At 36.6% G+C, this 23,042-nt stretch carries 14 protein-coding genes; 10 read left to right on the top strand and 4 right to left on the bottom strand.

Annotated elements, in window-relative coordinates; all coding sequences use genetic code 11:
• Nucleotides 1-13: 13 nt before the first annotated feature.
• From SporoP17a_RS05245 to SporoP17a_RS05230, 4 genes are all read right to left on the bottom strand, one after another.
• Complete coding sequence (locus SporoP17a_RS05245) at nucleotides 14-1,120, bottom strand: Ger(x)C family spore germination protein (RefSeq protein WP_083033334.1); 1,107 nt, start codon at nucleotides 1,118-1,120, stop codon at nucleotides 14-16.
• Complete coding sequence (locus SporoP17a_RS05240) at nucleotides 1,095-2,237, bottom strand: GerAB/ArcD/ProY family transporter (RefSeq protein WP_167693384.1); 1,143 nt, start codon at nucleotides 2,235-2,237, stop codon at nucleotides 1,095-1,097. Before SporoP17a_RS05240 ends, SporoP17a_RS05245 begins: the two co-directional genes overlap by 26 nt.
• Nucleotides 2,238-2,241: 4 nt before the next feature.
• Entirely contained in the window at nucleotides 2,242-3,717 is a 1,476-nt protein-coding gene (locus tag SporoP17a_RS05235; protein WP_083033328.1) for a spore germination protein, read from the bottom strand.
• A gap of 439 nt (nucleotides 3,718-4,156) precedes the next feature.
• Entirely contained in the window at nucleotides 4,157-5,008 is an 852-nt protein-coding gene (locus SporoP17a_RS05230) for a DegV family protein (RefSeq protein ID WP_083033325.1), read from the bottom strand.
• Between the two features lie 492 nt (nucleotides 5,009-5,500).
• Between SporoP17a_RS05230 and SporoP17a_RS05225 the strand changes: the two genes are divergently transcribed.
• The 10 genes from SporoP17a_RS05225 (at nucleotide 5,501) to pglZ (ending at nucleotide 23,040) form a co-directional block, all read left to right on the top strand.
• Nucleotides 5,501-5,737 carry a TIGR04540 family protein gene (locus SporoP17a_RS05225; RefSeq protein ID WP_083033322.1) on the top strand — a complete coding sequence of 79 codons (237 nt, stop codon included), beginning with the start codon at nucleotides 5,501-5,503 and terminating at the stop codon, nucleotides 5,735-5,737.
• 31 nt (nucleotides 5,738-5,768) lie between these two features.
• Nucleotides 5,769-6,365, top strand: a complete 597-nt coding sequence (locus SporoP17a_RS05220) for a DUF1819 family protein (protein WP_083033320.1) — start codon at nucleotides 5,769-5,771, stop codon at nucleotides 6,363-6,365.
• Nucleotides 6,366-6,376: 11 nt separating this feature from the next.
• On the top strand, nucleotides 6,377-6,943 hold the full coding sequence (locus tag SporoP17a_RS05215) for a DUF1788 domain-containing protein (RefSeq protein ID WP_083033317.1): 567 nt from the start codon (nucleotides 6,377-6,379) through the stop codon (nucleotides 6,941-6,943).
• Nucleotides 6,944-6,962: 19 nt separating this feature from the next.
• Nucleotides 6,963-10,535 (top strand): BREX system P-loop protein BrxC, encoded by a 3,573-nt coding sequence (gene brxC / locus SporoP17a_RS05210; protein ID WP_083033314.1) that lies wholly within the window; start codon nucleotides 6,963-6,965, stop codon nucleotides 10,533-10,535.
• 13 nt (nucleotides 10,536-10,548) lie between these two features.
• Nucleotides 10,549-14,049 carry a BREX-1 system adenine-specific DNA-methyltransferase PglX gene (gene pglX / locus SporoP17a_RS05205; protein WP_083033311.1) on the top strand — a complete coding sequence of 1,167 codons (3,501 nt, stop codon included), beginning with the start codon at nucleotides 10,549-10,551 and terminating at the stop codon, nucleotides 14,047-14,049.
• A gap of 84 nt (nucleotides 14,050-14,133) precedes the next feature.
• Nucleotides 14,134-17,676: a BREX-1 system adenine-specific DNA-methyltransferase PglX gene (gene pglX / locus SporoP17a_RS05200; RefSeq protein ID WP_083033308.1), complete on the top strand. Its 3,543-nt coding sequence runs from the start codon at nucleotides 14,134-14,136 to the stop codon at nucleotides 17,674-17,676.
• Between the two features lie 129 nt (nucleotides 17,677-17,805).
• Nucleotides 17,806-17,937, top strand: coding sequence for a hypothetical protein (locus SporoP17a_RS17105; RefSeq protein ID WP_257788189.1), 132 nt, complete (start codon nucleotides 17,806-17,808; stop codon nucleotides 17,935-17,937).
• Between the two features lie 111 nt (nucleotides 17,938-18,048).
• Nucleotides 18,049-19,272, top strand: coding sequence for a DUF5677 domain-containing protein (locus SporoP17a_RS05195; RefSeq protein WP_083033306.1), 1,224 nt, complete (start codon nucleotides 18,049-18,051; stop codon nucleotides 19,270-19,272).
• Nucleotides 19,262-20,356, top strand: coding sequence for a hypothetical protein (locus SporoP17a_RS05190; protein ID WP_083033303.1), 1,095 nt, complete (start codon nucleotides 19,262-19,264; stop codon nucleotides 20,354-20,356). The genes SporoP17a_RS05195 and SporoP17a_RS05190 overlap by 11 nt, the downstream gene beginning before the upstream one ends.
• Before the next feature lie 125 nt (nucleotides 20,357-20,481).
• Nucleotides 20,482-23,040, top strand: coding sequence for a BREX-1 system phosphatase PglZ type A (gene pglZ / locus SporoP17a_RS05185; protein WP_083033300.1), 2,559 nt, complete (start codon nucleotides 20,482-20,484; stop codon nucleotides 23,038-23,040).
• The last annotated feature ends 2 nt before the right edge of the window (nucleotides 23,041-23,042 follow it).

The raw sequence follows: 23,042 nt of genomic DNA, 5'->3' as shown, positions 1-23,042 counted from the left end.
GCAATAGGAAGAATTAAAGGTTTTGCCTTTTTGAATTTGCATCCGTCAAAGGATTAATATTAATATTGTATTTTATTTTAATGTCCATCTTCTTGTAAAGTTCAATCCATTTTTTTTCATCCATTGGTTTTGAGAATGGTTTTAATGTATGAATGCCTAGCTGTAATGGATCCACATTCAATTCTTGCATCTTTTTTACTAGTTCTTGTGTTTGTTTTTCAAGATTGGATTGGATATCTTTTTTAAAATCTTCTAAATCCTGTGGGTCAAATAATTGCTTTTCTCCCCGGTATTCTTCAATTCTTGAGTCTATATTCACTGTATAGGTCATTGTAGACAAGCTTTTATTGATATCCACTTTCGTTTTAGACCTAACATGACCGAGAACAACTTGTAATTTTGGAATCGGTAAAACTGCTAAGTAGTGATCGTTGTGTAACAGTTGGAAGATACGATCATCAAAAGTTGTTAGTATTTCAACTAGTTTATCATTTTGAAACAGGGCTGTACCTTCATAGCTGATAGCGTCATTTTCTATTTTGAATACAGGTAAGAAAGGATCTGAATAAGGAGTATATAACAAATTTTTAAATTCATGTAGATTAACGACACTTAATTCTCCCTGATTTTTTTCCTCATAGTGCTTCAGCATTTGGTAAAAAGAGTAATCAAGATTTTCTTGTTTGTCCAATTGATTTTCCAAGTATTCTTCAAAATTTCCTTTTACGATAACTAAATAGATTCTCAAAGAAATATCCGGATCAGTCAATAACACATTAATAATGGACATAATCCCCTCGTTTCTTCCGAGGTCTTCATTAATTATCAGCATTCGCATTTGCCCAAATTTCATTTCCTGGTAGAAGTTTAAATTAAAACTCCTTAGTACCTCCTTTATTAAGCTTACTTCTTGCGTTATTACACTCTTTTTTTCTTTGCTTAGAGAAGGCAAAATCGTACTGATTTTTATTTTACCTTCATCCCCTTTACTAAGTGATAAAAATGTGACTGGAGTAAGCTCTTCAATAATGTTATTTTCAGTAAAAGGGGCACATCCAGTTAACCATAACGCCATAAATATGATTGACAATTTTTTAGCCATCTTCTTTCGTAGTCTCATGTTTATTAACCCCCTTTATCTTCATCACTACGATCATAGTAATTGGAACCACTAAGTAACTTAAGCTTCCTGCTAAAATTTGAAGATTAAGTAAAATAACCTGCTTTTCATCTGACTTCCAAATCCATTCATTTACAAGAATCATTCCAATTAAAATAATGAATACACTGAATAAAAAGCCTACTCGACTGGGTGGTCTCTCCATTTTCCCACTAGCTATTTTAGATGCTCCATAAAACAACAGTAGAAAAATTGAAACCGCAAAGACGATGTTAAATAATTCTAAAGAAAGCATGACCATATCAATACGTTCAATTACTGGATTTTGAAAATAACGGGCCATAGTGACAATTGGAAATTGACTTTTGCTTAAATAATTGGAACCGAAATAGAATAAGGACGCCATATATAAGAATACATACTCTATAACGGTTAGAGCATTGCCATAAGACAAATAGCGAAATGTCTTATTATTTGTTTTAAACCACGGTCCCAAAAATACCAGAAATTCAGGCCCTGAAAATGAAGATAAAATTAAAAATATTCCTTTCCAGGAATTCACACTTAATTCCATTGGAATAATTGGATACAAATCACTGAGTTGAGCTATTGGAGGAAAGAAGAAAAAAGCAAAGAATAAGAACATCCAAAATGTACACAAAAATGAAATCACGACAAAACGTATAGTTTTTTCAACGCCCTTCCATGCTACATACAAACTAGACAACATAATAAAAAAGATAAGCCAATTTGAATCTGTAGCTGGAAACATAAATATTTGAACCATTTCCGAGAATCCTAACATAATCACGAAAAGTTTAAGCAGGATAAAGAACAACCCGATGAATGAGAGGAGACGTACAAGTTTTTTTCCGAATAATTGGACAAATCCGTTGTATCCTTCGCTAGAAATCCGGGTTAAAAACCATTTGGATAAAAGAAGAATGTTTAGTTGAGACAATATGCCGACCGCTATAATCACCCAAATCATATATGAATGGATCAAAAATCTTGGCATAATCAAAAAAAAGTAAAGCATTTGGAGGCGATTCACCATCAACATGACATAGAACCCATTATAGGTTTCATTCTTATTAAATAATTGAAGGGCTTCCATCAGTTCATCTCCTAGTTTGATATCTCTTCATCTTCAGCGGTTTAAGATGTTCTGGACGCTCCTTCATTTTGACTAAAGGCCCTCGAATGAATAGGTCAAGCCAATCTTTTCCATAGAAAGGGGCAACAGGAGATAAATATGGCTGCTTGAGTGAAGACAAGCCATTAAGGTGGGCTAAAATGATAATCATTGCCAAAACAATCCCTACTATCCCAAGAAACGAAGAAAATATAAGAAGAATGAATTGAATCAATGAATTCGCCTTTGTCACAAGGTAATTAGGAACAAGAAAAGATCCGATAGTTGAAATCCCTACCATGACAATTAACACCTGACTTGCCATACCAGCCTCAACTGCTGCTTGACCAATTACAATGCCCCCAATAACCCCAAGCGTTTGACCAGTCTTTGTTGGCATCCTTAAACTTGCTTCTTTTATAATTTCAATAAAAATCAACATGATAAATGCTTCCCAAAAAGGAGTGAACGGAAGCTTGCTCCTTGACTCCACCAGGACGAAAAGTGTTTGTAAAGGAATCATTTGATAGTGATGAGTTGTTAATGCCACGTAGAATGGGATCAATGTGATAGACAGAATAAAACTTACATATCGGATGATACGCAAAAAACTGGCAACTACCCATCGATTAATATAATCCTCTGGTGATTGGAACAAATGAAAAAAAGTAATTGGGGCAACGAGAGCAAAAGGTGTATTGTCTACCAGAATCGTAATTTTTCCTGATCCCAGAGAATAAGCAACAACATCAGGTCGGTCAGTTTGCTGAAACTGAGGAAAAATACTATCTTGATGTTCCTCCATGAATTCCGCTACTTGAGAAGAATCAGATAAGAGATCATAATTAATTTCCGAAATCTTCTTTTTGGCGGTTGAAACAAATTCTGGATTGGTCAGCCCTTCTATGTACAATAAAACCACATTTGTCCTACTTAAAGAACCAACGGTGAACTTCTCTGTTTTCAGATCATGTGTTGGAAGACGCCTACGAATGAGCGTAATATTTTGTTCTAGCTGTTCACTGAAGCTGTCTTTTGCTCCTAAAAGGATGGTTTCAGTATCGGATGGTTCAATTGCACGTCCAAGTGGATTTTCTAAAGGGATAGCGAACCAAAGGTTTGACGAAGAGTCAAATAACAAAACAGATCCTTTAAACAGCTGCTTTATTGCCTCATTAAAAGTGGAAATGGAGTTTATTGTTGAGTGAACATTGCATTCCTGAATGGATTGTTTGGAACAGTTAGATAAAGGTTTTAGAATGCTTTCATTTAATCTTTCTTGGTCAATCAGAGTTCTTACGTAGATAAGATCAACATGTTGATTTTCAGAAATATTGAGTTCCACAAATTCCGCATCATCCATTTGAACGAGGGCTTTTTTTAGAGTCTCTATTGATATTTCTGATTCTGCGTTTGATTGAGAAACAGGCTTATTTTCATCCTGTTGTTTTTTCCAAAACATGTACATTCCTCACTTCTATATGTTAAAAAGCATTTTGGAAGGACGGTAAAATTCGATATTAATTCCATTATTGGCTTTTTAAGTTTAAAATATACGAAACTAAATTAATAAGATGCAGGGGCACAAGTAGACATTAAAGAAGCGATAATGTGAGCGGACTCGATTGAATTGGGGCTGTTATTGTGTAATATTTTCGGCTATGAATCTGTGGAAGATGTTTGGAAATATATTCAGTGAGGGTTTAAATGAGAGTTCTCTTATGAAAAACAAGTAACTGATCTATAGTTGTATACGAAGCTGCAATTCTCCATAGCGGGTTGGAAAATACCTTCACTGATGGCAATGGAGCTCGTTTGTTGTTGAGGACGGTATTTGTGTTTTATTAGATAGAGCTCAACATAATTAAAGGTACCTGTATAACACAGGTACCTTTTTGATATTAAACCTCTATCCCCGCAATCCCAAATCCTCCAGGACCAGAATGTGACGAAATCATCGCACCCGCTTCAATCCAAAGACTATTCTCGAATCCTTTTTTTCCTGCAATGTCATTGATCCGTTCTTTAATAGTCTCACTAAGGCCGATAGAGTATATGAAATATATTTGTTGTCGATCAATGTCATATTGCTGTAAATAGTCTAGCAGTAAACTTTCAGCCACTTTGCTCATGTTCCCACGATATTTTTTAGTCGAAACAAGCTTCCCTTCCACTAATTCAATACACGGTTTGATTTTTAACAAAGCCCCGCCTAGATACGCCATATTACTGACTCGTCCGCCAGCCCGTAAAAAATCTAAGCTACCCGGAAGAAAGGCAAGTCTCGCTTTGGGAACCTTTGCTTCGATCTTTTCTAGCAAGTGGACAGGATCTATTTCAGGTTCTTCCTCCAGCAGAGTAACCGCATACATAATCACCGTAGTTAATCCGCCTGTAACGTTTAATGTATCGATTAAATAAATATCCTCAAAATCTTTCGCAGCTGTTAACGCATTTTGATAGGAAACAGACGCCTTTGATGTATAGCCTATGTGGACAATTGTATGATCAGGAAATTCCGTTCGAATCTTTTTGAAAAACTCTTGGTACTCATGAGTATTTGTGGCGGCGGTGGATGGTATCTTTTTGGTGCGGGCATAAAAATCAAAGATATCTTGGACGGGTAGATGACCGTCTAAATAGTCTTGGCCATCCATGACTACGTGCATGGGTACTACATGGATGTTGTGTTTCTTTGCTAGAAACTCTGGTAGATCAGCACCGCTTTCGGTTGTTAGGATGATTTTTTTCACTGTTTGTCGCCTCCAGTTTGTATTCTATTGGGTGTGTGGGTTATTTAGTTTAGTTTTACTATACATGATGGATAGGTGATGTATATTGGAATTTATGAAATATGTAAAAGAGAAGTTTTACTTATCTCAATAAACGTATAAATTGGTGTGAACATTATGTGATAATATCTGCATTCTGAGGCTGTCATAAGCGATTCCAGGAATAGCGCACAGGAAGCCTTGGCTGATGGCATAATGCTTGTGGGGACCAAAAGATCAATTTACACGCTTAGACGCTGAAGTCACAGAGCCTTTGGATGTGGGTTCGACTCCCACCGTCTCCATATTAAATATACTACCAGGTTCCAAAAAAACAGAAAAAAAATTCTGAATTGAACTATAGTTGTGTGAAGACCTGATACCTTTAATTAATAATTTTTTGGTGATATTGAGTATATAACAAAGTAAGAGTAATATAAGAAGTAAGTAAAATAAAGATACGAGGTGGCGTTCGTGGAAGTAAAGCTTTTTTACCGCACCCAACGTGATTTGGCGACTGCGTTGAACAAGTTAGTCGATGCATATTGGGAAGAGGAAATTGAAGAAGATGAACTAATAGAAGGCGTTAAAAGTATGTATGAAAATAATCAGGACAAACTGATTAAAAATAATGAGTTCACGAAAGTTGTTCAACAGCAGAGTGGAAAAAGACGATTAGTTGTTGTTGAAAGAATTTTGGAAATGAAATAGGTTGATAGTCTTGTGCGAAAGGTAGGATTAGATGACAATAGAATTAGAATATTCTTCAAGTATGAATGGTGCATCTTACTTGTTGTTTGAATTAAAGCAGGTCGTTAAATTGCAACAAATGGGGCTATCTACACAAGAGATTAGAAGCAAAGTAGTAGATGATAACATATTTCAATTCGAGAATAAAGGAAGAATCACTCGAACATTGCCATCAGTAATGAGGAGAGCTAAAGCGATTGATTCGACATTAGCTTCACTGATGACGGAAGGTTCCATTGAAATGAGCAAAGTGATTAATTTGTATGCCATTATGAAAACGGATTTACTTTTTTTTGAATTTATGGATGAAGTGATTAGGGAAAAGTTCCAGAATAACGATTATATGATTGAAAAGAAGGATATCAATCTTTTTTTCACGACCAAATCAGAGCAAAGTGACAAAGTTGCCAGTTGGAGTGATATAAATATCGAAAAGTTGAAGCGGGCATTTATGCAGGTATTATACGAAAGTGGCATGTTTAAAGAACGTCGGGGCAAGGAACTAAACCGCCTAATTATAGACGAACAAATCAAAAACCATCTTACCCATATTGGCGATGCCCGATATGTCCGTGCGATGGGTGAATGAGGGGTGACAACATGGCGAATTTGAATGCAAGGCTGGATCAGATCATACCGAAAATCAAAGAAGACAAATTCATTGATGGGCGTGGACTTGGCAATGAAATCAGTTTTTATGTCTTCGACTATGAGTCAGACGGTGAGCTTGTCGTGAGGGACTATATCAAGCATATCAAGAAAGAGTTCAGCTATGAAGGGACGAACAGACGAATTATCGAGTTTGATTTATATAAAATGCTTATCGAAATTACAAAAGAAAAACGGATTTTTGACCGTATTTTTCAGATGGAAGAACAACAAGGAAAAGATGCTTTGTTTAAAGCGATGACGACATTTGCCAAACCCGAAGTATTTCTACAGAAAATTGAGGAACAGATGGGTGACCACAATGTTGTTTTCCTTACAGGGGTTGGGAAAGTGTACCCGTTTGTACGCTCTCATAACATCCTGAACAACCTTCAGGAAGTGTTGGACAAAACACCTGTCATCATGTTCTTCCCGGGACAGTACGACGGTCAGTCACTCCAATTGTTCAGCAAATTTAAAGATGATAACTACTACAGGGCATTTCGCTTAGTCGATTAATGGAAGAGGGGGAAATTAGATGATACTGAAAGAGATGTTTTTAAAAGATATTGAACGGGATATTCGTGGCGTTATTAAAGTTGCCCAAACAAGTGAAGCGGACATATATCAAGAATTGGACGAGTATGTCGTTACACAAGAATTACATAAACACTTCTCTAAGTTCTATGATAACTACCAAAAGGGAATCGACGGCAAGACGGATAAAATGGGTGTGTGGATTTCGGGTTTCTTCGGATCGGGTAAATCACACTTCCTTAAAATCCTTGCTTACCTATTAGAAAACAAAGCTGTACAAGGAAAAAAGCCAGTTGATTTCTTTGAAGAAAAGGTAAAAGATCCACTTGTATATGCGAACATGAAGCGAACTGCTGACGTGGACACAGAAACGATTCTTTTCAACATTGATTCGAAAAGCTCGCTTGATAATAAATCTAAAGAAGATGCGATCTTACGTGTGTTTATGAAGGTGTTTTACGAACATAGAGGCTATTATGGGGACATTCCAGGCGTTGCGGAGATGGAGAAGTATTTGGACAAGCAAGACGTGTACGAAGCGTTTAAACAGGAGTTCCAAGCGTTAGCGGGCGAACCATGGGAGAGCCGTCGCAACAGCTTTTACTTTGATGCGGATTTCGTTATCGGAGCGTTGACAAAAGTGACGGATATGTCGGAGGAATCAGCACGCAATTGGTTTGAAAACGGTGTAAATAACTTTGAAATCAGCATTGAGAAATTCTCGAAAGACGTGAAAGAATACATTGACGAAAAAGGCCCGAAATTCCACTTAGTCTTTCTCGTCGATGAAATTGGTCAATACATCGGAGATAGCCGTAATCTCATGCTCAACTTGCAGACGCTTGCGGAAGATTTAGGGACGCATGCCCACGGGAAAGTATGGATCATGGTGACATCGCAAGAAAGCATTGACTCCATAGTAAAAGTAAAAGGTGATGACTTCTCACGAATCCAAGGTCGTTTCGATACAAGATTATCCTTGTCATCCATCTCGGTAGATGAAGTCATTAAGAAACGTATTTTAGAGAAGCACCAGCACGTCAATGACAAACTAAAAGTTCTTTTCCCTGAAAAAAGTGCCATCTTGAAAAATCTTATTAGCTTCCGTGAAAGTACAGCGGATCTTAGGGGGTATGACAATGAACAGGAGTTCGCTGAAGTATATCCATTCATTCCATATCAATTCAAACTCCTGCAAAATGTATTTGAGCAAGTACGGAAACACGGCTCATCAGGCAAGCACTTGTCTGAAGGAGAACGTTCGATGCTTTCTGCGTTCAAAGAAGCAGGGCTTCGCTATAAAGATGCGGAAGAAGGCACGCTCATTCCATTCCATGCGTTCTACGATACGATTAAAGAATTCCTTAACCCGTCTATATCAAGGGTTATTGAAGGAGCAAATGAAAACCCAGCGTTAAAAGATGATCCATTCAACAAAGACTTACTAAAGTTATTATTCATGATCAAATACATTAAAGAACTGCCAGCAAACATCGACAACATCGCAACACTCATGGTGACACATATTGATGAAGACAAGCTACAGCTAAAAGAAAAAATCAAAGGTTCTCTTCGTAAATTGATTTCGCAAACATTGATTCAAAAGAATGGCGATTATTATTTGTTCTTAACGGATGATGAGCAGGACATTAACCGTGAAATTAAACAGATGAACATTGATGATGATATCGTCAAGCGGGAGCTGGCAAACTATATTTTCCAAGACTTGTACGATGATAAGCGTTTCAATTATTCACGACAGTATTCCTTCTCTTATAATCAGAAAATGGATGAGAAAAATTATGGCAACCAGACATCAAGCATTGGATTGCAAATTCTGTCTCCGCTGTCAGATCATTATCATAAGTCCGATCAGGAAATGATGATGATGACTTCAGGCAGTGGCGAAATGATCATTAAACTTGGTGGCAACGAAGCTTATGTCGAAGAAATGGAAGAGGCATTACGCATTGAAGAGTTCCGCAAGAAAAAGAACATCACTCAGCTTCCAGAAAACATTCATAATATCTTGAACAACAAGCAAGCAGAAGTGCGTGAAAGGAGACGCAGGGTACGGGAACTGTTAGACAATGCCATTAAAGACGGGGCGTTTTTCGTCAACGGCGACAAAATGGATATCAAAGGTTCTTCAGTAAAGGAGAAAATCAATTCAGCCTTCAAACAGTTGGTAGATAACGTCTACACAAAGTTAGGCTATGTAAAAGAACATTTGGAGAACGAGAGACAATTAATCGCTATTTTAGCTTCTGACAATGACCAACTTTCTTTGGACGATTCAATTGGAACAAAACCAAACGAATTGGCAAAGAGAGAAGTTTATGAATTTATTGACATGCAAGATCAAATCCAAAAACAAATTCGAGTAAAGCTTGTCTATGACCGTTTCGAAGATAAACCATTCGGATGGAAACAGCTTGATATCGCAGGACTCGTTGCGGAGCTATTGAAAGAGCAACGTATCCGCATCCGTTATAACGCCGAATATTTAGAGCCAGAAACAGATGCGAACAAATTGCTGACGGTCTTTGGTAAATCAAATGAAGCCGATAAAGGAATCATTGTTAAGCGTGTGAAAGTTGACGACGGACTTATCCGTACTGCTAAACGTGTATGCAGGGAAATTTTCAACACAACGGATTTAGCAGATGATGAAGATGGTTTGGTAAAAGATATCCGTGGGTTGATTGAAAAACAAATCGCCGAAATCAAGGCATACAAAGCCCGTTATGAAGGCAGAAAATATCCAGGGATGAGCTTACTCGACAAAGGGCTTGAATACTTTGAGCAATTTGATAGCAAACTCGATAACGCTTCATTCTTCACGAAGCTAACAGAACTGGAAGATGATTTGGCAGATTGGGAAGAAGATATCGTCTATGTGAAAAGTTTCTTTGGCACAAATCAGAAAGATATTTTCGATCAAGGTTTGGAGGCACTGTCCAAGTACGAGGAAATTAAAACATATTTATCAGGAAAAGAAGTAGCTGGGGAGATGGAAAAGCTACGTTCCATTATCCAAGACCCAATTCCTTATCGGAAAATCAAAGACATCCCTGAGTTGGTTCATGCGTTTAATGAAAAATTAAACCTCGTCCTAAACGAGAAAAAAGACAATGCCCGTGAAAAGTTAAAAGTAGACTATGATGAATTGTCCATTCTGGCGAAGCAGTATGGCGTATCAAATGAAACCAAACAACAAGTCGATGATCACTACAACCGATTAAAGGATAGTCTTGATGCCTTTACAGATATTTTTAAAGTCGATGCAACAATTTCCCAAAGTGCGAGCTATAAAGAAAGAACAGCGACAGAAATCAAACGGGAAATTGCTGAATGGCAAAGACGGAAAGCCGAAGAACAAAAAAGGAATTCAGGTACGATCGTTGAAACTCCTGTCAAAACGATTGTTCAAAAACAGGCAGTAAAAGTAACTGAACTTGTTGCCGTGACAACATTATCGACAGAAGATGATGTCGATAAATACATCAATACGTTATCCCATAAATTAAAACAAATCATCAAATCGAATAAACAAATCGAGTTTATCGAATGAAGGGTGAAAATAGATGAATAAAACTGCATTAAAGAAATTCGCAACCGAAGCACGAGTAGAGTTGCTTGAAAAAGTAGAACTACAAGCAAGAAAGCTTGGCATTACAGCCGAATCTATCCAAAAAGCAAATGTCGAAAGCTCCGATGCCGTCTTTATTGACGGCAAACAGCTTTCAGATACAGAAAGACAACAACGGAATAAACTTATTGCTCGAATTAACGAAATCGGCTTTGAACGAGTAATGGAAGAGACGGCATACACTTGGTTCAACCGTTTCATCGCATTAAGATACATGGAAGTGAACGAATATCTTCCAACAAAAGTGCGGGTCCTATCCTCAAATTCAGGCAGTGCCGAGCCAGATATGATGAAAGAAGCTTTGTCACTGGATCTTGATTTAGATAAAGAAAAAGTGTACGACATGAAAATGAACAATGAGACAGACGACCTTTTCAAATATCTGATCAAAATGCATTGTAACGATTTAAACCGATACATGCCATTTATGTTCGAGACAATTGAAGACTATACGGAAATTCTCTTTCCAGAAGGATTGCTTGGAACGGATTCTTTCGTTCGGCAAATGACGGATACGGAAGTCATTCCAGAAGATAATTGGACAAAGGTTGAGATTATTGGGTGGCTTTATCAATATTATATTGCTGAAGAAAAAGACCGAGTTATTTTGGCAAAAAAGAAATATAAAAACGAAGAAATCCCATTTGCAACTCAATTGTTCACACCTGAATGGATTGTTCGTTATATGGTGCAAAATGCTTTGGGACGTTATTGGGTTGAGTCACACTCTGAGCATCGAGGTTTGATAGAAAATTGGGAGTTCTATTTAGAAAATCCAAATCCCGAAGTAGATTTTGAAGAGAAATTAGCTCCATATGTTAATAAAGAACTTAATGTTGAAGATATCAAGTGTTTCGACCCTGCCATGGGAAGTGGGCATATTTTGGTGTACATGTTTGACGTTCTCCATGAAATCTATAGTCAATGTGGATACACTGAGCGAGAAATTCCACGTCTTATTATTGAGAAGAACCTCTATGGTTTAGACATAGATGATCGTGCGTACCAATTGGCAAGCTTTTCAGTCGTAATGAAAGCAATGCAATATAACAAGCGATTTATGCGGAGTATTGAACGAGAAGGCTTAGTGCTGAATTTAGCATCTATTCAAGAAACAAATAAATTGACGGATGAGGAAGTGGCCTTTTTAGCTGGGGAACATACTGGTGAAAAGTTTGATGAAATGCAAAATTATATTGAACAATTTAAACATGCGAAAGCAATTGGTTCACTTCTTAAACTTGAATCCTACGATACTTCTTTTCTGCATGAACGTTTAACTGCAATCGAACAACAAGTGGGTAACTTGTTCGAATTAGAAATGAAAGATCGTACTTTGGAGTTATTTAGATGTTTAATCAAGCAATCATCTCTCATGGATCAAAAGTATGATGTTTTTATTACTAATCCACCATATGCAGGTAATAGATATTTGTCGAAAGAAGTTACAACGTATTTAAATGCGAATTATCCAAATGTTAAATCCGACCTTTATTCCGCATTTATGGAATATAGCTTTCGGTCTACAAAGCCGAACGGTCAATTAGGTTTTATTACTCCGTTCGTTTGGATGTTTATTTCTTCTTATGAACATATACGAAATATAATCGTTAAAGAAAAAAATATTAGCTCATTGATTCAATTGGAATATAACGGCTTTGAAGCGGCCATGGTACCAGTGTGTTTGTTTACTTTACGAAACTATCATGTAGATGTGTCAGGAGAGTTCATAAAGCTATCGGATTTTACTGGTATAGAAAATCAGCCAATAAAAACATTGGAAGCTGTTCAAAATCCTTCTGTTTCATATCGCTATTCCTGTAAACAAAATCAATTTAGCAAAATATCAGGAAGCCCTATTGCGTATTGGGTGAGTGATAAGGTAAGAACACTATTTGAGAACTCAATAAAACTTGGAGAAATTGCATCCCCCCGCAAAGGAAATTCAACTTCAAATAATAATTTATTTTTAAGGTTATGGCATGAAGTAGACATAAATACAGTGAACTTTAATAAGACCAAAATTGTTAAAGAAGAAACTAAAATTAATAGATGGTTCCCCTATAATAAAGGCGGGGGTTATAGAAAGTGGTACGGAAATAATGAATACTTAATTGATTGGAAAAATGACGCCGAGGAAATTAGGAAAATACCGACAGCTGTTATAGCCAATTATAATTATTTTATGAAGCCTGGCTTAACATGGTCTACCATTACTTCCTCTAATTTTAGTATTAGAAAATTTGGAGAAGGGTTTATCTTTGATAATGGTGGTTGTTGTTTATATACAGACGAGAACGAAAGAAATTATTTTTTATCTTTATTAAACTCTTCAGTTTTTAAATATGTTTTAGGCGAAATAAATCCTACATTAAATTTTCAATCTGGTGAAGTTGCAAAATTCCCTGTTGTAAAAACTAATATAGAAACTATGTCAATAATTGACGAGTTAACGAATGAAAATTACTTAATTAGTAAAAAAGAATGGGATTCAATAGAGACTTCCTGGGATTTTCAAAAACATCCTCTAATTATGTATAAAAGAGAAACTTCGATAGAATCTACGTTCAAGAAATGGAAGATATTTATGGAGGAGGAGTTCAATCAGCTAAAGTTGAATGAAGAAGAGCTAAATCGTATTTTTATTGAAATCTATGGTTTACAAGATGAACTTGAGCCTAAAGTGGAGGATAAAGATATAACCATCCGCAAAGCCGATTTAGAACAAGATATTAAAAGCTTTATTTCCTATGCAATAGGCTGTTCCTTCGGCCGCTATTCACTCGACGAAGATAGTCTGATTTATGCAGGTGGTGGCTTTGATTTTTCCCGTTATCAAACATTCCCAGCAGACGAGGACAACATCCTTCCAATTCTGCCAGGTGCCTATTTTGAAGATGACATCGTAACAAGGTTCATTGATTTCGTCAGAATAACATTTAGTGAGGAAACACTTGAAGAAAATCTTGACTTTGTTGCGGATGCAATTGGACGAAGAAAAAATGAAACATCGAGAGAAGTCCTACGTCGATATTTCTTGAATGATTTCTATAAGGATCATCTCCAAGTTTATAAGAAAAGACCGATTTATTGGCTATTTACTTCAGGTAGAGAGAAGGCGTTCAATTGCCTTATTTATATGCATAGATATGATAAAACAACGCTATCTCGTATTCGAACAGATTATTTACACGAGGTTCAGACCCGCTTGGATGCTGAGAAAAATGATTTACTTGAAATCATTAATGGAGATTCCACAACAAGAGAAATCAACAATGCAAAAAGAGAGCTAAAGTCTCTTGATAGGAAAATCGACGAATTGAAGGCATATGACGAGTTGTTACACCATATGGCGGATATGCAGATTGAGATTGACTTGGATGACGGTGTGAAAGTGAATTATGAGAAGTTTAAAGGGTTAGTGGCAAAGATTTAGTAAAAAACGTTTTCCGATACTTCTACTTAGAAAGGTACTTGGATTCTAAGACAAAGCATCATATCAAATAGAGGTGAAATAGTTTTGAACAAAACCGCATTAAAGAAGTTTGCAACTGAAGCAAGAAGAGAGTTGCTGGAAAAAGTAGAACTTCAAGCAAGAAAAATTGGTATTACAGCCGAGTCAATTCAAAAAGCTAACGTTGAAAGCTCAGATGCTGTCTTTATTGACGGCAAACAGCTTTCAGATACAGAAAGACGACAACGGAATAAGCTTATCGCCCGTATTAATGAAATCGGCTTTGACCGATTAATGGAAGAAACATCCTACACTTGGTTCAACCGTTTTATCGCTTTGAGATACATGGAAGTAAACGATTATCTTCCAACAAAAGTGCGTGTCCTTTCTTCGAATTCAGGTAGTGCCGAGCCAGATATGATGAAAGAAGCATTATCACTGGATCTTGACTTAGATAAAGAAAAAGTTTACGACATGAAAATGAACAATGAAACAGACGAGCTTTTCAAATATCTAATCAAAACGCATTGTAATGACTTGAATCGTTATATGCCCTTTATGTTTGAGACGATTGAGGATTATTCAGAGATTCTTTTCCCTGAAGGGTTACTTGGGACGGATTCGTTTGTACGTCAAATGACGGATACGGAAGTTATACCAGAAGCTAACTGGGAGAAAATCGAGGTAATCGGGTGGTTGTATCAATACTATATTGCCGAAGAAAAAGACCGTGTTTTCAAAGCGAAAAAGAAATATAAGGCGGAAGAAATCCCTTTTGCAACTCAGCTTTTTACACCAGACTGGATTGTTCAATATATGGTGCAAAACTCGCTTGGACGTTACTGGACAGAAGCCCATCCAGAGCATAATGATTTAATCGAAGGATGGGAGTTTTTCTTAAATCACGAACAAGAAGAATCTCAAGAAAAAATTATCCCATATGTCAATAAAGAATTAGATGTAGAGGACATTAAGTGCTTTGATCCTGCAATGGGAAGCGGCCATATCCTTGTCTATATGTTCGATGTTCTTTACGAGATTTATAGCAAATGCGGTTATATGGAAAGAGAAATTCCACGCCTAATTATTGAAAAAAATTTATATGGATTAGACATTGACGATCGAGCGTATCAATTGGCAAGCTTTTCAGTTGTTATGAAAGCATTGCAATACAATAGACGTTTCTTAAGAAGTATCGAAAGAGATGGACTAACACTCAATTTGGCATCTGTGCAAGAAACGAACGGATGGACAGAAGAAGACATTTTGTATGTTGCAGGCAATGATAACGATACAGTATTCGATGTGACAAAAATCCTAATTGATACATTTAAAAATGCCAAAACATACGGTTCACTTATTAAAGCGACGGCAATAGATACAGTATATTTAGAGAATAGGCTTCGTGAGATAAAAGACAATCCTGTAGATGATATTTTTCAAACAGAGATGCGGGAGAAAACATTGGCTTTACTTCCATTACTTATTCAACAATCGAAAATCATGGGTCAACAATATGACATCGTCGTCATGAATCCACCTTACATGGGTTCGGGAAGTATGAACAAAGAACTGTCTGATTTTCTCAAAAAGAACTATCCCGATTCAAAATCCGACTTATTCGCCTCCTTCATGGAAGTGGATCATTACTTAAAGAAAAACGGTTTCTATGCGGCCATTAATCAGCATTCATGGATGTTCCTATCCAGCTTTGAAAAGTTGCGTGAAAAGGTCATTAACAATAAATTCATCGATACAATGTTGCACTTGGGACCGAGAGCATTTGAGGAAATTGGTGGCGAAGTTGTGCAATCAACGGCGTTTGTATTAAGAAGTGTTGAAGTGTCCGATAGCAAAGGAATTTATTTGCGAATGATCGAAGAAAGAACAGCTGAAGAGAAACGAGAAAAAGCGGTAGATGCAGTTCTTAATCCCTCTGCTCCGCATCGTTACTCATTCAGTCAAGAAAACTTCAGTAAAATTCCAGGAAGCCCGATTGCGTATTGGGCAAGTGGAAATGTAAATGAAGTTTTTTCAAATAATAAAAGTTTGGATAATTACTCTAAAATTTGTTTTGGAATGAGGACGGGTGATAATAATCGCTTTCTTAGATTATGGCATGAAATAGAATTTGATAAAATGGGTATTTCTATGAAGTCTGCGAAAGATGCATTTAAACAAAAAGTAAAATGGATTCCGTATTGTAAAGGTGGAGAATTCAGAAAGTGGTATGGAAATAATGATTATGTTGTAAATTGGGAAAATGATGGGCATGAAATAAAAGAAAATACAAGACGAGTATACCCCCAATTGGGTGATAATTTAAATTGGAAAATAACAAATGAGAAACATTATTTTCAAAGGGGAATAACTTGGTCCAGAATTAGTAGTTCATATTTCGGAGTGCGATACTTGCCAGAAGGTTTTATTTTTGATTCCAATGGTTCAGTTCTTTTCGCAGAAGAGAAATTTCATTCTTATTTTATTGGATTTTTGTGTAGTAAAATTGCTAACCACTTCGTAAGAATAATTAATCCAACAATCGCAATTCAAGCGGAATCAGTTGCTAAAATTCCGATAATACTTTCAGATAAAGAAATCATTGAATCAATTAATATTAAGGTTGAAAGTTTAATACAAATCTCGAAAGATGAATGGGATTCATATGAGTTCTCCTGGGGGTTCAAAAAGCACCCTTTAATGAAGGATGAAAATACTTTAACGCAACTTAAAATAGCTTTTGGGTTGTGGCAAGAATTTATGGAAGAGCAGTTTAATCAAATGACGATTTATGAAGAAGAGCTCAATAAAATATATATTCAGCTTTATAATTTGCAAGATGAACTATCTTCAAAAGTTGACGTTAATAATATCACCATCCGCAAAGCCGATTTAGAACGTGACATTACAAGCTTCATTTCCTATGCAATCGGCTGTTCTTTCGGTCGTTATTCGCTTGATGAAGAAGGGCTTATCTATGCAGGCGGAGAATTCGATTCTTCCAGATATAAAACATTTTCCGTAGACGAAGACAACATCCTTCCAATCCTGCCAGGTGCTTATTTCGAAGATGATATCGTAACAAGATTCGTTGAGTTCGTTCGAGTAACGTTTAGTGAAGAAACACTGGAAGAAAATCTCGAATTCGTAGCGGATGCGATTGGTCGACGTAAAAATGAGACAGCGAGGGAAGCATTGCGTCGTTACTTCTTGAACGACTTTTATAAAGATCATGTTCAAGTGTATAAGAAGCGACCGATATACTGGCTGTTTACATCAGGTAAGGAAAAGGCGTTCAATTGTCTTATTTATATGCACCGTTACGACAAAACGACGCTATCCCGTATTCGGACGGATTATTTGCATGAAGTTCAAATTCGCTTGGATGCGGAGAAGAAGGACTTGCTTGATATCATCGAAGGAGATTCCACAACGAAAGAAATCAGCAATGCCAAAAAGGAACTGAAATCCCTCGATAAGAAAATCGACGAGTTGAAAGCGTATGATGAGCTGTTACACCATATGGCGGATATGCAAATTGAGATTGACTTGGATGACGGTGTGAAAGTCAATTATGAAAAGTTTAAGGGGTTAGTGGCAAAAATATAATTAATATCCAATTGAGTTAATTTCATTTTTTATAGAATTAGGAGTACAGGGGATTAAATGATTCTTAAAATTTCATTCAATCATACTTTGTACTCTCCCCGTTTCTTTATGAAGGAGGGAATTTTAATAATGCGAAATACAAGTAAGTTATCAGACCATTCGTTTAAAAAAGGGGTTATTATTTCCCCAGCCAATGATGCATTTGGAGATTTGTTAAAGTTCAATTCATGGAGCAAAGAACGACTTCCAGATTTTGTATGATTAGGACTAATCCTTCTCTATTACGGAAGAGAAGAGGGATTAAATAAATGCGAAAATATACTATATCGAATTGCTCATACAGATATTGATATTAATGAACCGAAGTTTTCATTGATAAATGGCTTACCAGGGGATAAACAAAAAAAAATTTTCGACATTATCAGTGACATTGTAGACCCTACAATATTAGCCCCTTTAACTATTGTATATCGTCGAAATAAAAACAAAGTAATTAATGAATACTTTTATGATGAATCTCAAACTGTCGAATATAGAATTGAAAAATTACAGGAAACTGTTGAACGATTTTTTGACCAACAATCCAATGATTCAACAGACTTAAGATATTTATCTATTTGCCTTTCGCTTTTTAGAGGAAAAGTCAAGTTTTTAGAGGAAGTTAGTATGACAATAGATGCATTTAAAAACTATAGTTCAACATCTCATGAAGATGAAATAATGAGGCTTTACAGACCTATGATTAGAAGTTTCGAGGGAATTGACATAGAGGAACCAAACCACGATTTTGTATCTTCTTTCTGGAATGAACTTGGATTAAGCACTGAATGTTCACCATTTTTTATTAAACACATGAAGAATCAATTAGATTCGGGTGAATTTCTTCAAGACACACAAAAAGCATTTGAATATATTAACTTGGTCTACAAGGAAAAGTTACTTGAAAGCCCCAAGTTCAACGTGTTAATGGGGTCTGCTGTTTATATACTTAAATTATGTAAAGAAACATTGGATAATGAATTAGAAAACGCTATATTAGGTCGACATGCACTAAGAACAATAACAGAGGTCTTTGTTATGATGAAATATCTAATTATGAAAGAAACGGGAAATATAAATATATTTAAGGAATATCAATTATATGGTATTGGAAAATACAAACATATTTTGCTCCGAGGACGTGAAAGTGGCTTTAGTAGAGAATCTCAAATACAAGAACCAATTATAGAAGCTATCGTAAATGAACCTATTTGGGAAGAGTTTATGGACATCGATGTCCGTTATTTTGATCAACAATCAATAAAAAAGAAATTTGAGGAAGTTGATGAGTCGGAGTTATATGAAATCTATTACGAATATGGCACAAATTTTTCACATGGTTTTTGGGGAGCTGTAAGGGAGAGTTCAATGTTGGTATGTAATAATCCTTTGCATAAGTATCATACAGTTCCTGACATTCATCTTCATCAAAAATTACCAAGCGTTATTTCTGATATTGTCAAAATCCTGAAAAGATATATCCAGCTATTATCGGGAATTTATGAATTCCCAAAATGGTATAAGTTAAAATACGAGGATATCCAATATGGAGTTTAATAACGATGTTCTAAATAATATCCAAGTAGAATATAGAAATCTATTGGCGGAATTACAAACTGTAATAGGGGAACCTTCATTTGGCTTTTCAACCGCCCTAAAATTAATTGATGAAGTGAAACTTTTTTGGCTTAAACGTTTAAATCTGATTGAATTCGAAATAGAAAGATGGAGTTCATCCAGAGAATGCTTATTGCTGTCAGGTGCAATGTATTTGGACGTGGAGAATTTTGAACATTATCCCTTTGTTCTTATTGGGGACTATCATGTGGTTGAAGAACCATTGATAAAATTTGAAGGTTTTTTTAGAAACTCTAATGACACCTTTAAGGACAGTTACACATTGAATTTATTTAAAGAAGCATATTACGATACTTTTAAAATTGCAAGGGATTATCCAACTTCAATACACATCCTTCCAGTTAAAGATTTATATAACCAAAATAATTCCAAATTAGAGTTATTTGACACGTTTTATTGGAAGTTCGTTTCAAGTATTCTAAATACGGATTTGAAAAGTGGTTCGGAGTTTCTTGCAAATTACTCATCGTTATCCGATATTGAGAATGGACTCGATGACTATGTATTAGACAATTTAGTTTTCACGGACATAATGGACTCGAAGCTTAATTTGGAAGAAAGATGTGAAAAATATAGAAGTCAATATCCGCAATTGGCTAACTTATCTAACATCCGAGTTTTTCAATTTGCGACATATTCGTTTGTTACACAAGCTTTAGATATATTACTAACATCTGTATCATCTGGCTTTACTCCATACATTAGAAATGACATAACCTTCAGATACTTTCTATTGCTTAAAGATACTTTTGTCGAGGACGAGAAAATTAGAATAATGGTAGAAAAGACTATCATTATATTTATTATGTATAATACGATTTCTTTGGAGAAATTAATCAAGTATAACTTCAATGATTTATATGAAAAAGTTAAAGAAGGACAACTTTTAAAAAGGATAAGTGAAAGGTTATCAATGAGTAATATCACCGTTCTTGATGGCGAAGTAGAGAAGATAGGGAAAATGATACATGAAGAGCTACGCAATATAATCGAAATCAATTAGATATTTATAAAATCCTTGTTAGGATGATTTGAAAAGTGTGGCATAGGTACAGGAACATTTAAAGATTAAACCTATTAACTTTGGTGTATCTTTTTTAAAAAAGTTATAGAGAGTAGGTGAATGCAATGAACATGACACAAATCGAGTCCGCCCTGCAAGATATTTTCAACGAACCCCTAAAAGACGGGGAACAACGAAAGATTGTGTTCTGGGTGGACAAGGACGAAGAATTTATTGAAGAAATTGAGCAATTGATGATTGCTGGTGTTAAAGTCCAAACATTATCTGATAATAACCAATTCTACATGAAGCATTTATTAGAGGAAGAAGATCCGACTTCTTCTTATTTAATCTATACGAATGTGGAGTTAGGTGTAGAGGATAACTGGCTGGCGGATACGGTGTTGTATTCGAAGACGTTTTTTGCGGATCGGGTGTCCCTTCTTTTGAGTGAGCTTCATATTGACCCATCGCTCAGGGCGACCGTTAAAAAGCATGAACGATTCTTTAATAATAGAGAACGGTTCCGAAAATTCAAGGCATTTGGCATCGAATCTTATACAGAGGAAACGATTGAGTTGGCGATCATGGGTGTTCTTTGCAACGTGAAGACACCTGACTTTGAAGCGGTGTTAAAAACGGTTCTAATGGATACGCTGGATGATAACGGCAACAAGTATTTGTCACTAATGGAGCGATTCTTTGATATTGATGTGTTCTGGACATATGTGGCGACTCATTATGGGTACGAGCGTGAAACGAAGACGTTGAAGACGCTGTTTATTCATTTAACGGTGACGGCGTTCAATCATTCGGTGAGCGAAGATTATTTGACGGCAGTGCAAGATTTTATTGCCGAACGAAACAAAGCGAATGCATTGGTGTTCATCGACCATTGGATGCATCACAAAACGGATTATACAGTATTTGATGAATATGCTGAAATGGTTGAACAGGAAATTCAGCTTCCAAGTATACTGCAATCTGTCCCGATAGACGAGTTCAGGCAGGCGGATACATTCCCGTATGTTGATAAAGCCATCATCATTCATATTGCGAATAGCCTAATGGAGAAGCTGGAAGATTATGAAGAATACACGAAGCTGATTAAGTTGAGACGGGCGAAGCATTATTACGAAAAATATGCGTCTGTTTACGAGGCACTTTATTACACAGTGAAGATGCATGAATTCCATAAAGAACACGGGCAAGGTATTCCCCAAGGGCGGGCAATCGACCTGTACGAAGCGTATCGTAAAGAATATCACGTCATGGATACATACTACCGTAAGTTTTACGTTGCGTATGATGAAGAAAGTAACCATGAATTATTGAAAAAGCTCAAAGAACTTGTGGAACATCTATATACGAATTGGTTTATGGGAGAGTTAAGCACTCATTGGTCACAGGCAGTGAAGTCGGAAATGACAGAGGAATGGTCACTTCCTGGAGTGCAAAATCAGCAAGGATTCTATTCATCCATCGTCGCTCCACATATTCGAAAAGGTGAGCGAGTGTTTGTCATCATTTCGGATGCGATGCGGTATGAGGTGGGTGTTGAACTTGCTGAACGTTTGAACTCTGAGACGATGGGCGTTTGTGACATGCAGACGATGCTTGGAGTTGTGCCATCTGTTACGAAACTGGGGATGGCTTCATTGCTTCCGCATCGTAGTCTTGATTTTGACGAAAACGGTCGAGTTCTTGTCGATGGAAAAGACTCGGCTGGGCTTGAAAATCGTAAGAAAATCATTGAATCGTTCAAAGAAGATAGTATCGCCGTTCACTACCAAGATATGCTGGCGATGAATAAGGCAGGCAGACGTGAAACGTTTAAAGGGAAGAAGCTTGTTTATATCTATCATGACACGATTGATGCGATGGGCGATAAAGCTTCCACAGAAATCTACACGTTCGATGCGGTGGAAACGGCATTGAATCAGTTGTATGATTTGGTGAAAATCATTCGGGATGATTTGAGCGGAACGAATGTCTATATCACTGCTGATCATGGCTTCTTGTATCAACGGGATGCTTTAGAAGAGAGTGACAAGATCGGGAATGAGGCAATGGATACGATTGAAGTGAAGCGTCGTTACATGCTCTCGAAAGAGAATAGAGATGTTTCAGGGCAATTGGCGATTGATTTAACTTCGATTGTGAAGAACGAACATCATTTGACAGCGTATGTGCCGAACGGAACCATTCGTAATCGTATGCAAGGAACTGGTGTGAACTTTGTGCACGGCGGGGCAAGCCTCCAAGAAGTCGTTGTTCCGTTAGTTGCCTTCAAAAATAAGCGGGCGGGACAAAAAGGTTCGCAAGCTATTCAAAAGGTCGATATCAGGCTGACAAGCACGACACGAAAAATCACGAACAGCATTTTCAACTTGGATTTCTTCCAAACCGAAAAAGTTGAGGACAAGATAATTCCTCGTACAGTCGTCATTTACATGGCAGACGATGAAGGAAATGTGCTGTCTAATGAGGAAACCATCATCGGGGATCGTTCATTTGATAATCCAGCCGAGCGAACATTCAAGCTACAATTTGTATTGAAAAGCATTTCGTATGATCGCAATAAAACGTATTACTTACTTGTAAAAGATATGGAAACAGGTGTCTTCACAGAAAAAGTACCGTTTTCCATCAACTTGGGAATTGTGAGTGATTTTGATTTTTAAAT

The sequence above is a fragment of the Sporosarcina ureae genome, from assembly GCF_002082015.1.
GTDB classification, from domain to species: Bacteria; Bacillota; Bacilli; order Bacillales_A; family Planococcaceae; genus Sporosarcina; species Sporosarcina ureae_A.
Note: the sequence above shows the minus strand (reverse complement) of the source record. Positions and strands in the feature narration are given on the sequence as shown.